13 protein-coding genes are annotated in these 14,604 nt (G+C 69.5%); 4 read left to right on the top strand and 9 right to left on the bottom strand.

The genetic code is table 11. From position 1 onward, the window contains the following. Position 1: 1 nt before the first annotated feature. Complete coding sequence (locus Afe05nite_RS43855) at positions 2 to 2,191, bottom strand: class E sortase (protein ID WP_239117926.1); 2,190 nt, start codon at positions 2,189 to 2,191, stop codon at positions 2 to 4. A 431-nt stretch (positions 2,192 to 2,622) separates the two neighbouring features. Then, positions 2,623 to 3,432 (bottom strand): DUF881 domain-containing protein, encoded by an 810-nt coding sequence (locus Afe05nite_RS17935; protein ID WP_203818269.1) that lies wholly within the window; start codon positions 3,430 to 3,432, stop codon positions 2,623 to 2,625. Positions 3,433 to 3,620: 188 nt separating this feature from the next. Here Afe05nite_RS17935 and Afe05nite_RS17930 point away from each other — a divergent pair, with 188 nt between their 5' ends. Continuing rightward, entirely contained in the window at positions 3,621 to 3,887 is a 267-nt protein-coding gene (locus Afe05nite_RS17930; RefSeq protein WP_203818268.1) for a cell division protein CrgA, read from the top strand. Positions 3,888 to 4,068: 181 nt separating this feature from the next. Then, positions 4,069 to 6,201: a (Fe-S)-binding protein gene (locus Afe05nite_RS17925; RefSeq protein WP_203818267.1), complete on the top strand. Its 2,133-nt coding sequence runs from the start codon at positions 4,069 to 4,071 to the stop codon at positions 6,199 to 6,201. On the opposite strand, the gene Afe05nite_RS17920 is transcribed toward Afe05nite_RS17925, so the two are convergent. After that, entirely contained in the window at positions 6,198 to 6,863 is a 666-nt protein-coding gene (locus Afe05nite_RS17920; protein WP_203818266.1) for a GOLPH3/VPS74 family protein, read from the bottom strand. The genes Afe05nite_RS17925 and Afe05nite_RS17920 overlap by 4 nt on opposite strands. A gap of 125 nt (positions 6,864 to 6,988) precedes the next feature. Here Afe05nite_RS17920 and Afe05nite_RS17915 point away from each other — a divergent pair, with 125 nt between their 5' ends. Beyond that, complete coding sequence (locus Afe05nite_RS17915; protein WP_203818327.1) at positions 6,989 to 8,326, top strand: hemolysin family protein; 1,338 nt, start codon at positions 6,989 to 6,991, stop codon at positions 8,324 to 8,326. After that, positions 8,319 to 9,356: a CNNM domain-containing protein gene (locus Afe05nite_RS17910; protein ID WP_203818265.1), complete on the top strand. Its 1,038-nt coding sequence runs from the start codon at positions 8,319 to 8,321 to the stop codon at positions 9,354 to 9,356. The genes Afe05nite_RS17915 and Afe05nite_RS17910 overlap by 8 nt, the downstream gene beginning before the upstream one ends. Here the strand turns inward: Afe05nite_RS17910 and Afe05nite_RS17905 are convergent. From Afe05nite_RS17905 to Afe05nite_RS17880, 6 genes are all read right to left on the bottom strand, one after another. Then, positions 9,353 to 10,132 carry an ABC transporter ATP-binding protein gene (locus Afe05nite_RS17905; RefSeq protein ID WP_203818264.1) on the bottom strand — a complete coding sequence of 260 codons (780 nt, stop codon included), beginning with the start codon at positions 10,130 to 10,132 and terminating at the stop codon, positions 9,353 to 9,355. The two genes, Afe05nite_RS17910 and Afe05nite_RS17905, sit on opposite strands and share 4 nt — an antisense overlap. A 14-nt stretch (positions 10,133 to 10,146) precedes the next feature. Next, positions 10,147 to 10,926 (bottom strand): ABC transporter permease, encoded by a 780-nt coding sequence (locus Afe05nite_RS17900; RefSeq protein ID WP_203818263.1) that lies wholly within the window; start codon positions 10,924 to 10,926, stop codon positions 10,147 to 10,149. Continuing rightward, the gene (locus Afe05nite_RS17895; RefSeq protein ID WP_203818262.1) at positions 10,923 to 11,729 is read right to left on the bottom strand and encodes an ABC transporter permease; all 807 of its coding nucleotides are present in this window, start codon (positions 11,727 to 11,729) and stop codon (positions 10,923 to 10,925) included. The genes Afe05nite_RS17900 and Afe05nite_RS17895 overlap by 4 nt, the downstream gene beginning before the upstream one ends. Then, entirely contained in the window at positions 11,726 to 12,688 is a 963-nt protein-coding gene (locus Afe05nite_RS17890; RefSeq protein ID WP_239117925.1) for an ABC transporter substrate-binding protein, read from the bottom strand. Before Afe05nite_RS17890 ends, Afe05nite_RS17895 begins: the two co-directional genes overlap by 4 nt. A 263-nt stretch (positions 12,689 to 12,951) precedes the next feature. Next, positions 12,952 to 13,596: a GntR family transcriptional regulator gene (locus tag Afe05nite_RS17885; protein WP_203818261.1), complete on the bottom strand. Its 645-nt coding sequence runs from the start codon at positions 13,594 to 13,596 to the stop codon at positions 12,952 to 12,954. A gap of 7 nt (positions 13,597 to 13,603) precedes the next feature. Further along, a complete protein-coding gene (locus tag Afe05nite_RS17880) occupies positions 13,604 to 14,590 on the bottom strand; it encodes an amidohydrolase family protein (protein WP_203818260.1) in 987 nt (328 codons plus the stop codon). Between the last annotated feature and the right edge of the window lie 14 nt (positions 14,591 to 14,604).

Raw genomic sequence — 14,604 nt, 5'->3', positions numbered from 1 at the left:
GCTACGCCTTCATCTCGGCCGGCATCCCGGCGTCGGGCAGGGACTGGTTGCGGGCGACCTTGCTTGCCAGTTCGGCATGCACGATCAGCCGCTGGTAGTTGTTGAACTTCGGGTTACAGGTGGTCAGCGTGAGCAGCGCCTTCGTCGGTTTCGCGGTCGGCTTGTCGGGGACCGCCGCGACCACCTCGATGGCGCTCGGCTTCACGATCTCCTGGCCGTAGACCTTGTAGACGTACCAGTAGTCCTTGGTCTCGACACCGATCACGTCACCCGGATTGAGCTCGTCGAGCCGCCAGAAGATCTTGCGAATCCGGTGCCCGGCGACCGAGAAGTTGCCGATCTTGCCGGGCAGCGCGGTGTCCGGATAGTGGCCGGGGGCGTACTTGATGTCCTGCGGGCGGACACCGTTGACGACCACCCACTCCTTGTCGAGCTTCGGAATGTAGAGCCGGCCGACCAGCCCGTTGCCGGGTGCGGCCGGACCCTTCGGGGCGGCCACGGTCGGCGCCACGGTCGGGTCGTTCCACTGCTGGTCGAGCTCGCTGCCCAGGGCGTCCTGCTCGTCCTGCACCTTCGCCGAGTTGCCGAACACCTCGTAGCCCGCGAACAACAGGATGATCAGGCCGAACGTGATCATCAGCTCGCCGGAGACCCGCACGCCGGCCCGGATCCGTGAGCCCAGCGTCGGCCGGGTCAACTCCGAGTAGACGCTCTTGTAGCCCTCATCGGTCTGCTCGGGCCGCAACCGCACCACGCGCTCGCCGCGTTTCGGCTTGTCATCCCCACCCACGTCGACCGGTTCCGGCTTCCTCTCGGGCCCGCCCGGCCGTACCGGCGGGGCCGGGGCCGCGCCGAGCACGGCGTCGGGGTCGGCGCCGGCTTTCGCGGCCTTCGCCGCGAGGCCGGGCACCGCGGACATCAGCGCGGTGGGTTCCCGGATCGCCGGCCGGGGGTCGCTCACCCTGGGTTTCACTGCTGGGAGTACGCCCGTCGGGGCGTTGTCGTCCCGCAGGACAGCCGTCTGGTTGGGGTCGATCGGCGCGGGCCCGAAGCTTCGCGACAGGTCGGGCCGTTGTCCGTCCCACCGTGGCGCCATCCCGCCGGCAGCCGCGCCGGGCCCACTCGCCCACATCGTTCCCGCCGCGCCGCTCACGCCGCCGGTGCCGCTCGTCCCGGTGCCGGTTAGGCCGCCGGGGCCGTTCGGGCTGCTGGGGCCGTTCGGGCCGCCGGGGCCGCTCGGGCTGACGGCGCCGTTCGGGCTGACAGGGGAAGTCGGATTTGTCGGGTATAGGCCGCCAGCGCCGGGTTGGCCCGCCGGGGAACCGCCGCCGCGTGCCTGGTGAGCCTCGGCCGGCTGGTGCGCCCGCAGCGGGACAGTGGTTTGCCCGACGGACGGGTCGGCGGCATGTCCGTTGTGCCCATGACCGTTCATGAAGGCGTCCGCGCTCTGCCCGCCGGCGTAGTTCGTCTCGACCACCGGAACGTGACCGTTGGCCGACACCTCCCGCCGCGGCACGTCGGTCCCCGGAAACGCGCGCGCCGTCGCGGGCCAGGGCTGCTCCGCCGCGGGGAACGCGGTGGCCGGCCAGGGCTGCTCCGCCGGAGTGAACGTGGTGGCCGGGAACCCGGAGGCCGGGCTGGGCGCCTGGGGGGAGCTGAACCCGCTCGCCGGGGGCGCGCTGACGCCCTGAATGCCGGCGGCGTCGATCCGCGGGGCGGGGCGTTTCCGCTCGGCCGGCGGGGACACCGGGTGGGTTTCGGCGGCGGCGGCGAAGAAGTCGAACTCGTTGCCGGCCGGCCGCGCCGGTGGTGGCCCAGGGAGGCGCAGGCGAGCGGCCGTTGCCGCGGCATGCACGTCGTCGACGTCGGTTGCGGGGGGCGCTGCCGAGTCGGATTGCGGGGGCGGACCTGCGAATTCCGGCAAACCGGGCGATGGGGACTGTCCGGCCGGGATGGTCGAGCCCGTGGGGCCCGGGGAAGCGGGGCGGGCGAAGTCGGCACGGGCGGCGGCGATGCGCCGCTCGGCGTCCGCGTCGGGACTGAGCACCGCGGTCTCCGCGGCCGGCGGTCGGGTGTCCGGGGTGCGCACGTCCGGCGGTCGGGTGTCCGGGGTGCGCACGTCCGGCGGGACGGGCGAGCCGGCGGGGCCCGAGATCGGAGCTCCAGGCGCCGCGGCGACGGCATGCGTCACCGAGTTCTTCGACGACGGCGGGCCTGACGACCGCGGTCCCGGCGGCGGCGGTCCCGACAGCGGCAATCCCGACGGCGGTCCGGACAACGGCGGTGCTGACGACGGTCCCGGCGATAGCCGTGTCGACGACGGCGGTCCCGATGAGGGGGCCCCGGCATGCGGTTGCGGGGTGTCCGACGGCGGCGGGCCCGGTGGGGTTGGGGCGGCCGGCTGTGGTGGCAGCGGGAAAGACGACGGCGGGGACGTGGCCGGGGCTGACCGAGGCTCCGCCTTGGGCGTCGGATGGCCGCCCAGGCCGAGCGGGGCCGCCAGTGGACCGCCGGGGACGCCGTCCGAAGAGGCGTCAGCCAGGTGTGGGATGTAGGCCGTGTGGGCCTCGCCGTCGGGGGCCCGGTGCCGCCCCGAGTTGCCGGCCGGATTGTCTGGTGCCATCACTCGGCCACCCGTGCGGATCTGAGATCACTTGATCCGTCGTACGCCCGCACAGTCACGTTCCTCTCGACGGTTTCCGTGTAGCCGAGACCAAAATCGGCCACGGCGTCACGGAACTGCTGGACTCCCTCCGCGGACTCCAACGCTTGACGCATCGTTGTGGGTTCGCCAATCGCAGTGATCTTGAAGGGTGGAGAGAAGACCTGGCCGTGTAGTAGCAGCGTGTTGCCGACACAGCGTACCGCGCTGGTGGAGATGACGCGGACATCCATGATCGACATTGCCTCGGCCCCACCGGCCCACATGGCGTTCACGACCGCCTGGACGTCACCCTGGTGGACGACAAGGTCGTCGTTGTCGGGGGCGTTCGGACCCATGTCGCTTGCTCGTCGGGGTGAATCGTTGAGAGTGACGGTCAGGCCCTGACCGCGCAGGGCGGTGAAGCCGGCGCCGGCGCGCAACGCGTCGGCGCGCTGCCGGGCCTGTTTGACCGGCAGATCGGTCTCGGCCAACCGGGCCGAGTCGGCGTCGACCTCGTTGCGCAGCTCGGCGGCGCTCTTCTCGCGGGCGGCGAGGCGGTTCTTCTTGTCGGCGATGAGCTGGGCGAGCTGGGGGCGGCGGTCGTCCCGCAATTGGGTGCCGTCGGCGGTGCGGGCCGAGGTGGTGAAGAGCAGGCCGGCAGCGAGGGCGATCAATGGCACAGCGACCGACCATCCGCGGACTCGCTGGGTGCGCCGGCGCGGCCGTAGGCCACCCAGAGCGCGCCGCAGAACGAGCCGCCACGACGGTGCGCCGGTCGTGTACTCCACGTCCTCATTCCCTTCGATGTAAGGCAGGAAAACAGGCGGCCGGCAATTTCCTCGCCTGGCGGTTGCCTGACTGCGTGCTGCCTTGACTACGCTAGCTGTCGAACAGTATTCGCCACGGGCAGCAATCGGGTCATCCCGAGCCGCTCAGCGGTGGGTTGTTCACCACTTGTTGCCCTCAGGAGAGCACCGTGCCGAAGTCTCAGGTTCGCAAGAAGAAGGTCTACACCCCGCCGACGGACATCCGTCCGGCGGCGGCTGCCGCGGCGAACAAAAAGCCGAGTCCGATCTGGCTGCCGATCACCGCGGTGGCGCTGATCGTGATCGGGATCGCCTGGCTCGTCGTCTACTACCTGTCCTCGCAGCAGTGGCCGGTCGCGTCGTGGTCTTACTGGAACCTCGCGGTCGGCTTCGGGTGCATGGTCGCATCACTGGGCATTCTGTCCCGCTGGCGGTAACCCGCCTGCGTCCGCTTCGCGCGGGTAGTGTGATCTTCGTCCGGTTTGAGCGCATCCCGCGCTAGGTGCGGGGTGCGCTTTCGCCTGGGTGTGAGCAGGCGCCACTTGACCAGGCGCGCGCGGCCATCTATTACTCGTGGGTAACATGGCTTGGTGGGCTGCCGAATCGAGGAGGCACTACGTGGGGACAGCGCAGATCATCGCTACCGTGCTGGCCGGCGCCGTCACGATCACGGCCGTCGTGCTGGCCGTGCGAGCGGTCCTGACCATCACCGCGGTGATCCGGCAGGGCCAGCCGGACCCGGAGAGGTTCGTCGATCCCAAGCAGCGGACGACGACCATGTTGCGGGAAACCCTTGGTCACACGCGGATGCTCAAGTGGTCGGCGATCGGTGCGGCCCACTGGTTCGTGATGGTGTCCTTCATGATCCTGGTGCTGCTGGTCGTGGAGGCGTACTTCGAGGTCGTCGACCCCGAGGGCGGGCTGCCGATCATCGGGCACTGGACGGTCTACGGCCTGGTCACGGAGTGGATCGGCATTCTCGGGCTGGCCGGCATCCTCTACCTGATCTACCGGCGGCAACGAGACCTCCGGCAGAAGCGCAGCCGGTTCCTCGGCTCGACGATCTGGCAGGCGTACTTCGTCGAGGGCGTCATCCTCGGCGTACTCGCCTGCGGGTTCCTGATCCGGGGTTTCAAGGTCGCCAACGGCACGTTCGAGTTTCCGGCCTGGGCCACCCCGCTGTCGCACGGCGTGGGCAACCTGCTCCCGGCCGCCCATGACGGGCCGACCTGGGTCGCGCTGGTCAAGCTGTTCATCTCGATGGGCTGGCTGATCACCATCGGGCTCAACCCGACGATGGGCGTGGCCTGGCACCGGTTCCTGGCGTTCTTCAACATCTTCTACAAGCGCAGCCCGGCCAAGCCCGCGGGCAGTGGTCTGGGCGCGCTGCGGCCGATGATGAGCGCCGGCAAGCCGCTCGACTTCGAGGAGGCCGACCCGGAGAAGGACCAGTTCGGCGTCGCCCAGGTCGAACAATTCACCTGGAAGGGTCTGCTCGACTTCTCCACGTGCACCGAGTGCGGTCGCTGTCAGTCGCAGTGCCCGGCCTGGAACACCGGCAAGCCGCTCTCACCCAAGCTGATGATCTTGTCGCTCCGGGATCACGCCTATGCCAAGGCCCCCTACCTGCTGGCGGGCGGCGGCAAGGACCTGACCGGCGAGGAGAAGGCGACCGAGGCCCAGCTCGCCCACATGGACGTGCTCGCCCTGGCGGAGGGCAACCGGCCGCTGATCGGCACCGAGGACGAGCAGGGAATCATCGACCCGGACGTGCTGTGGTCGTGCACCACCTGCGGTGCGTGCGTAGAGCAGTGCCCGGTCGACATCGAGCACGTCGACCACATCGTCGACATGCGCCGTTACCAGGTTCTGATCGAGTCGAGCTTCCCCTCCGAGGCCGGCGTCATGCTGCGCAACCTGGAGAACAAGGGCAACCCGTGGGGTGCTCCGCAGAACACCCGCGAGGACTGGACCAAGGGTCTGGACTTCGAGGTGCCGCGGGTCGGCGAGAAGGAAGACTTCGAATACCTGTTCTGGGTCGGTTGCGCCGGTGCGTTCGAGGACCGGGCCAAGAAGACCACCCGGGCGGTGGCCAAGCTGCTGCACGAGGCCGGCGTCAACTACGCCATTCTGGGTGAGGGCGAGACGTGTACGGGTGACCCGGCGCGCCGCATCGGCAACGAGTTCGTCTTCCAGATGCTCGCCCAGCAGAACGTCGAGACGCTCAACGAGGCGTTCGGGGATCGTCCGGTCAAGAAGATCGTCGCGACCTGCCCGCACTGCTTCAACACGCTCGGCAACGAATATGAGCAACTCGGCCTCGAGGTCGAGGTCGTGCACCACACGCAACTGCTCGCCCATCTCGTCAAAGAGGGCAAACTGACGCCGGTGGAGCCGATCGGCGGGGGCGTGACCTATCACGACCCCTGTTACCTCGGCCGGCACAACCGGGTGTTCGACGCGCCCCGTGAGGTGCTCGGCGACGTCATCGAGATGCCGCGCAACCGCGAACGATCCTTCTGCTGCGGCGCCGGCGGTGCCCGGATGTGGATGGAAGAGAAGATCGGCAAGCGGATCAACATCGAGCGGACCGAGGAGGCCCTGGCCACCGGGGCCAAGACGATCGCGGTCGGCTGCCCGTTCTGCTACACCATGGTCGGCGACGGCGTCACGGCCAAGGGCCAGCAGGAGGAAGTCGAGGTCGTCGACGTGGCGACGGTCCTGCTCAGGTCATTGAAGCAAGAGGTCTAGGCGCTCGATCCGGCCGTGGCCGCCGTCGTGGACGCGATGATCGCGACCATGACGGCGGCCTGGATCTCCTCGATCGTCTTGCGGACCGCCTCGGCGGCCCACGAGCCGGCACTGATCTCCGTGAGGCGTTCCGTCACCTGCCGGCGGTCGAGGTCGCCGAGCACCTTGCGGTCGAGTTCGGTCGCCGCCACCAGGGCGCACAGGGCGGCCGTGGGTGGTTCGACCGGGCCGTTGCCGAGGACGGCGGAGCGCATGCGCTCCCGGGCGGCGACCTCGACGGCGGGCAGTTCGCCCGTCGCCGGCGGGTACAGGGTGCGGGGGAAGACCCAGAGCACCCGGTCCTTCTCCACGGTCAGTACGCCGTCGGTGACCAGCTTCTCCAACAGCCGGGGGCGGGCCTGCTTGGCGAGCTTGGTGACCCAGTGCCCAGGCTTGCGCGGCTTCTCGCCGATGATCAAGCTCAACGCGTGGTCGACCAGCGGATCACCGGTCGGTGCCGGGGAGAGCACCACGACCCGCTTGTCCTCGATGTCGACCCGCTTGGCGAGGGCCAGGTCGAGCAGGAGAGCGCCGCCGAGCCCGTTGTCGAGGCGAGTGCCGTCGGTCAGTGGGGCGCCGCTCTCGTCGTACGCCAAAAGCAAGAACTCCTCGGCAAGGCTCATGTCCTGACCGTAACCGGCCGCGGGTCTCCGCCGCCCGCCGCGGGCGATTCGCCGGGCCGTCGGGGACCGTGTTCACGCGGGTGCATGGCCGGTCCGGCACAATGATGTCCGAGGTGAAACCGATCATGGACGGCGTGCTCGTGACCGCGGTGCTCCCGTTGACGGCGTTCGCGCTGCTCACGGCAGCCAACGCGTTCTTCGTGGCAGCCGAGTTCGGGTTGGTCACGGTGGACCGGGCCGAGATCGACAAGCGTGCTCGCGAGGGTGAGCGGCGTGCCCAGACGGTCCAGCACGTGCTGCACGGTCTGTCTTTCCAGCTTTCCGGCACCCAGCTCGGTATCACTCTGGCCACTATCCTGACCGGCTACCTCGCCGAGCCGGCCCTCTCCAAGCTTTTCGACCCGCTGGTCGAGCCGATCGCCGGGGACGCGACCGACGGCATCACGCACGCGCTGGCGCTGATCGTGGCGACCCTGCTGTCGATGCTCTTCGGCGAGCTGGTGCCGAAGAACGCGGCGCTGGCCCGGCCGATGCGGGTCGCGCTGGCCACCGCCGCGCCGCTGCGCACTTTCTCGACGATGTTCAAGTTCCTGATCGCCGGGCTGAACGGGTCGGCCAACTGGCTGGTACGGCGGATCGGCATCGAGCCGCAGGAGGAATTGGCCAGCGCCCGCTCGCCGGAGGAGCTGGGCCTGCTCGCCGCGATCAGCGCGCGGGCCGGCGCGCTGCCGACCGAGACGGCCACGCTGATGCGGCGCACCATCCGGTTCGGTGAGAAACGGGCCGCGAAAGCGATGACCCCGCGGGTCGACGTGGTCGGGCTCAAGACGGCGGCCAGCGTCGCCGACCTGATCGCGGTGGCGCGCGAGACCGGCCACACCCGCTTCCCGGTCTACGAGAACACCATCGACGTGGTCGCCGGGGTGGCCGGGGTGCCGGACGCGCTCGGGGTGCCACTCGAGCGGCGGGCCACGACCAAGGTCGCGACCATCGCCAAGGAGCCGGTGTACGTGCCGGAGAGCCTCGGCCTCGACAAGGTGCTCGCCGCGCTGCGGGCGGCCGGCGCCGACCTGGCGATCGTGGTCGACGAGTACGGCGGCACCGACGGCGTGGTCACGATCGAGGACCTGATCGAGGAACTGGTCGGGGAGATCACCGACGAGTACGACATCGACGTCACCGAGGCCGCCACCCAGGAACTGACCGCGCCGGGCGAGGGCAAGACGTTCGTGGTGGACGGGTTGCTGCGGGAGGACGAGTTGATGGAGCAGACAGGGTTCGCGCTCCCCGAGGGTCCGTACGAGACGCTCGCCGGTTTCCTGCTCGCCCGCCTCGGGCACATCCCGGTCGTCGGTGAGTCGCTCGAGGAGGACGGCTGGGAGTTCACCGTGATGGAGGTCGACCGGCACCGGGTCGAGCAGGTCCGCGTCGCCGCGCCGCCACCGGAGCCGGCCGATGATTAAGATCCTCGTCACGGTCCTGCTGCTGTTCGGCAACGCCCTTTTCGTGGGCGGCGAGTTCTCCCTGATCGCGTCGCGGCGCACCGCTCTGGAACCGCTTGCCGCCACTTCCCGGCGGGCCCGCTGGGCCCTGTCGGCGATGAACCAGATCCCGCTGATGATCGCCGGCGCGCAGCTCGGCATCACCATCTGCTCGCTCGGCCTCGGCGCCCTCGCCGAACCGGCGCTCGCGCACGTGCTGGAGGGCCCGTTCGCGTCGCTCGGCCTGCCCGAGAACGCCGTGCACCCGGTCGCGTTCGTACTGGCCCTGGTCGTGGTGGTGTTCCTGCACACGGTGGTCGGCGAGATGGTGCCGAAGAACATCACGCTGGCCGGCCCGGAACAGTCGGCGCTCTACCTGGGCCCGTTCATGCTGGCCTTCTGCACGGCCACCAAGCCGGTGCTCAACGCGATGCGCTGGGCGTCGCGCATGGTGCTGAAGCTGTGGAAGATCGAGGCGACCGACGCGGTGAAGACGGTCTTCACGGCCGAGGAGCTGGCCGGGATGGTCACTCAGGCGCGCAGTGAGGGTCTGCTGGGCTCCGACCAGTACGCCCGGATCCACGCCGCTCTCGGGCTCAACGACCGCACCGCCGCGGACACGCTGCGGGCGTGGTCGGGGGTGACGACGGTGGCCGACGACGTGTCGCCGGCGACGATCGAGGCGGTGGCCACCCGTACCGGCCGCTCCCGCTTCCCGGTGGTGCAGCGGGAGACCCGGCGGGTGCTGGGCTTCGTGCACGTCAAGGACATCCTCGGGTACGCGGCGGGGCAGCGCCGCCTGCCGATCCCCGCCGAGATCATCCGGCCGCTGGCCACCGTGCCGCCCGACCGCACGCTCGCCGATCTGCTGCTCGCCATGCGCCGTGACAACCTGCACATCATGCTGGTCAGCGACGGCCGGCAGCCGCTCGGCCTGATCACACTGGACGACGTGATCCACGCCGTGGTCGGGGAATCAGCCCACGGCGTGCCGGCCCAAGCGGCCTCCTAGCTCCCTGGCCGGGCGATTTTCGCTTCCTGGATGCGCGAGTAGACGTGCGAGCGCAGCTCCGCGAAGCGCGTCCCGGAGCGAGTCGCCAACTGGTCGCGCTTGTCCGGCAGGTCGATGTCCAGGTCTTCCAGCACCCGGGTCGGTGACGCGGACAGCATGACGACCCGCTGACCCAGATAGACCGCCTCGTCGATGTCATGGGTCACGAACAGCACCGTCATGCCGAAGCGCTGCCAGACCGTGCGCGCGAGGTCTTCCAGATCGGCCCGGGTCTGCGCGTCGACGGCCGCGAACGGTTCGTCCATCAGCAGCACCTTGGGCTGGAACGCGATCGCCCGGGCGATCGCGACCCGTTGCTGCATGCCGCCGGAGAGCTGCCAGGGGTACGCCTTGGCGGCGTCACCGAGGCCGACCGCGGTGAGCGACTCGTCGACGATCCGCCGGCGCTCGGCCCGGCCGACTCCCTTCGACTTCAACGGGAGTTCGATGTTCTCGGCGACCCGGAGCCAGGGGAACAGGCTCCGCCCGTACTCCTGAAAGACGATCGCCAAGCCGTCGGGTGGCCCGGTGACCGGTTGCCCCGCGACCTCGACCTCGCCCGACGTCGGCGCGAGCAGGCCGCCCAGGCAGCGCAGCAGCGTGGTCTTGCCGCAGCCGGACGGGCCGACGACGCAGACGAACTGGCCCTCCGGCACGGTGAGCGTGACGTCGCCGAGGGCCTCCACCTGACGGCCGTGGCCGCCGTAGACCTTGCGCAGGGATCGGATCTCCAGCACGCCTCTTCCTTCCCCTAGCGGCCGCTGCGCTCGGCCGCGCGTACACCGTGGTACCAACTCAGGACCCGCCGCTCCACGAGAGTGAAGGCGAGCGAGAGCAGAACGCCGAGCAGGCCCAGGACGAACACGCCGCTCCACATCTCGGGGATCTCGAAGCCGCGCTGGAACTGCACGACGGTGTAGCCGAGACCGTTGGTGGCACCGAGCAGTTCGCCGATGACCATCATGATGATGCTGATGGACAGAGCCTGGCGAGCGCCGACCACTATTTGCGGGCTTGCCGCCCGCAGGATGAACGTGCGCATCCGGAGCCACCCGCAGATGCGGTAGGTGCGGCAGGTGTCGGCGAGGACCTGGTCGACGCCGCGTACGCCCTCCACCGTGTTCAGCAGCACCGGCCAGATCCCGCCACTCACGATGACCAGCACCTTTGTCGGGTCACCGAGACCGGCGACGAGGATCAGGATCGGCACCAGCACCGGCGGCGGGATGGCCCGCAGGAACTCGAGGAGCGGCTCGACCAGCGCGCGCAGCCGGCGGTGGGCGCCGATCAGCACGCCGAGAACGATGCCGAGCAGCACGGCCAGGCCGTAACCGAGGAACAACCGGCCCAGGCTCGGGAGCACGTCGCTCCGGAATCGGGCGGCGGTCCAGGTTGCCGGGAACACCTTGATGATCGTCTCGAGGGGCGGCTGGTAGAAGCTCTTGCTGCCGGCGCTGGCGAACCACCAGGTGACCAGCAGGATCACCGGGAGGCCGAGGAGCAGGCCGGCGCGACCGAGGGCCCGGCTCACAGCGGGAACTCCCGTCGCACCGCGGGGTGCCAGGCCAGCACCAGGCGTTCGGCGCGCCGGGTGGCCACGTTGGCGAGCACTCCGATCAGGCCGGACACGACGATCAGCGCGTACATCGACGGCACCGTGATGCTGCTCTGCGCCACCGCGATCCGCTCGCCGATGCCCTTGGTGCCGCCGATGAGCAGTTCGCCGGTGATGGTCAGGACCAGGGCCACCGAGGCGGCGAGGCGGATGCCGGTCATCACATAGGGCAGGGTGGTGGGCCAGACCAGGTAGCGCGCCCGCCGCCACCGGTCGAGCCGGTAGGACAGCGCGGTCTCCCGGGCGACCGGGTCGATGTCGGTGACGCCGTGCAGCACCTGGATCAGCACCGGCCAGAACGACGCGTAGACGACGAGCAGCAGGATCGACCGGATCGGGGCGCTGAACAGCACCACCGCCAGCGGCAGCAGGGCCACCGAGGGGATCGGCCGGAGGAACTCGACGGTGGACGCGGTGGCCAGCCGCAGCGCCGGCACCGATCCGATGACGATGCCGAGCACGATGCCGGCCACCACCGCGATCACGAGACCGAGCAGCCAGGTCGTGATCGTGCCGCCGACCGCCTGCCAGAAGCTGCCCCGCCCGAACTCGTCGAGCAGGGCGGACACGATCCTGCTGGTGGGCGGGAGGTATTCCGCCGGGAGGACGCCGGCGCGGGGCAGCACCTCCAGCAGCGCCGCGAAGGCGAGGATCCCCACGAGCCCGAGCAGGGCCGGATTGTCTCCGGCCCGGCGCCGGGCGACTCGCGGGGTGGTCACTGGAACAGCTTCGCCGTGTCGGCCGGGGCCGCGAGCAGACCTTCCTGAACGAGCAGGTTGCTCATCGTGTCGAGCGACGTCTTGTCCATGTCGGGCGCGAACTTCGGCAACGTCATCGCCGCGGCGGCCTCGGCCTTGATCGTGGTGTAGGTGGTGACGATCTGGCGCACCTCGTCGGGGTGGGCGTCGGCGTAGGCCAGCGACTCCTTCATGGCCGCGCTGAAGCGCTTGACCAGGTCCGCCTTCTCGCCGAGGAGTTGCTGCGACGTGAAGTAGGCCGCGACCTGCAGGCTCGGGCTGACCGCGGCGAACGAGCCGATCTGCTTCCAGCCCTTCGCCTTGGCCGAGGTCAGGAACGGCTCGACCACGAAGATCGCCTGGACCCGGTTGGCGTCGAGTGCGGCGGCCATGTCGGGGAACGCGATCTCGACGAACTTGACCTTCGACGGGTCGCCGCCGTCCTTGCGGACCAGGTCCTTCACCGAGGTGTCCACGATGTTCTTCAGGGTGTTGCTGGCGACCGTCTTGCCCTCGAGGTCCTTCGGCCGGGTGATGGCCGAGTCCTTGACGAGCAGGCCGCTGAAGTCCTTGGCGGCGTCGGCGGTGGCATTGTTGCCGTTGGCGACCGCCTTGATCGGCACGTTCTTGGACTGCCCGATCATCAGGGAGACAACGTTGCTGAAGCCGAACTGGTATTGACCGCTGACGACGGCCGGCACGATTGCGGCACCGCCCTGGGCCTGCTCGAGTGACAGGTCGACATTTTGCTTCGTGAAGAAGCCCTTGGCCTTGCCGAGGTAGATCGGCGCCACGTCGACGATCGGGATGACCCCGACCTTGACCTTGTCCGCCCCACCCGTTGCCGGGGCGGCGTCGGAGGAGTCGTCGGAACCGCAGGCCGACGTGGTGGCGGCCAGGGCAGTGACGGCCAGCAATGCGATGAACCGTGTTCTCAGCATTTTCTCCGCAACCCCTGCCGTACTATTCGTAGATCAATTGGAGCCACTCGGAGGAACGCTAGGGCCTCGGTCGCGGGATTGTCAACGATTTCCGGTGACCTTGCCGAATTCGATTTAAAGCCGCAGCTCAAATGCCGACGTGGATTGTTGATAATCGTGACAGCGCCGAATTGGTTACGGTGCAAACGGGACTATTCGCCGGCCAGCTCGGCGAGCCGGTCGCGGCCGGCCCGGGTGATGCGGTCTTCCTCATCGCGCCTCCCTCAGCCGGTCTCCCCGGCGTCCATGTCGCGAAGTGCCTCGATGACGCTCGCGATGTGGTCGCGCATGGCGTGCTCCGCCGCTTTCGGATCCCGCTCCCGGATCGCCTGGATGATCCGTTCGTGCTGGGGCAGCGAGATCGCCGGCCGCCCGGGGTGCAGCGACAGCATGAACTGGTGCCGCACCAGCTGGCCGCGCAGCGTCTCGATGATGCCGTCGGCGGTGCCGTGTCCGGCGATGCCCCGGATGAGACCGTGCAGCCGGGAATTCAGATCGCTGTAGCGGCGGAACTCGCCGGCATTCACCGCCCGCCGCATCAGCAGGCCGATCTCGTCGAGCTCGCTCGCCTGCTCGTCCGTCACCCGCGTCGCGGCCCGCGCGGCGACCAGGCCCTCGAGCACCATCCGTACCTCGGTGATCTCGACCGCCTCGTCGATCGACACCTTGCGCACGTGCGCGCCCCGGTTGCGCTCGACTTTGACCAGGCCGTCCGCGGCGAGCTCGGAGATGGCGGCGCGCACGTTGAAACGGCTCACCCCGAGCCGCTCGCACAACTGAGCCTCCACCAGCCGCTCGCCGGGCAGATATTGACCGCCGAGGATCGCGGCGCGCAATTTGTCGGTCGCGGCGGTCTGGTCGGAAGACATGCTCCCCCTAGGTGGCGAGCCGCGGGTAGACCCGGCGGGCGTTGAGCTCGAAGACCCGGGCGCGATCTTCGTCCGACAGGCCCAACGCCTCGACGTACCGCCGGGTGTCGTCGAAGTAGTGGCCGGTCGTCGGGTCGATGCCGCGCACCGCGCCGACCATCTCCGAGCCGAACAGCAGGTTGTCCAGGTCGATGACCTCGAACAGCAGGTTGATGCCGGGCTGGTGATAGACGCAGGTGTCGAAGAAGACGTTGCGCATGACGCTCTCGGCCAACGGCGGCCGACCCAGCATGTCCGCCAGCCCGCGGAACCGACCCCAGTGGTACGGGACCGCGCCGCCCCCGTGCGGGATGATCAGCCGCAGGTCGGGGAAGTCCTTGAACAGGTCGGCCTGGAGAAACTGCATGAACGCGGTGGTGTCGGCGTTCAGATAGGCCGACCCGGTGGCGTGGAAGTTCTTGTTGGTCACCGCCGACACGTGCACCATGGCCGGCACGTCGAGCTCGACCATCGCCTCGTAGAACGGGTACCAGCTGCGGTCGGTGAGCGGCGCCGACGTCCAGTGGCCGCCGCTCGGGTCGGGGTTGAGATTGCAGCCCACGAAGCCGAGCTCCGCGACGCAGCGGCGCAGCTCACCGATCGAGTTGGCGATCGGCGCACCGGGCGACTGGGGCAGCTGGCACACCCCGGCGAAGCTGCCCGGGAAGAGCTGGGTGACCCGGTGGACCAGGTCGTTGCAGGCCTCCGCCCACTGCCGGCTGATCTGCTCGGTGCCCTCGTGGTGGGCCATCGCCGAGGCGCGCGGCGAGAAGATCGTCAGGTCGACGCCGCGCTCGCGCATGAGCCGCAGCTGGCTGCCCTCGATCGACTCGCGGATCTCGTCGTCGGAGATCGTCGGGTAGGCGGGCGTCGAGTCGCCGGCGAGCTGCTCCTGGCGCCAGGCGGTGTGTGCGGCCGGCACGGTGGTGTAGTGGCCGTGACAGTCGATGATCACAGGTGAGCTCCTCG

This window comes from Paractinoplanes ferrugineus, assembly GCF_016862195.1.
Lineage (GTDB): Bacteria > Actinomycetota > Actinomycetes > Mycobacteriales > Micromonosporaceae > Actinoplanes > Actinoplanes ferrugineus.
This window is presented reverse-complemented; position numbering and strand designations above follow the sequence as displayed.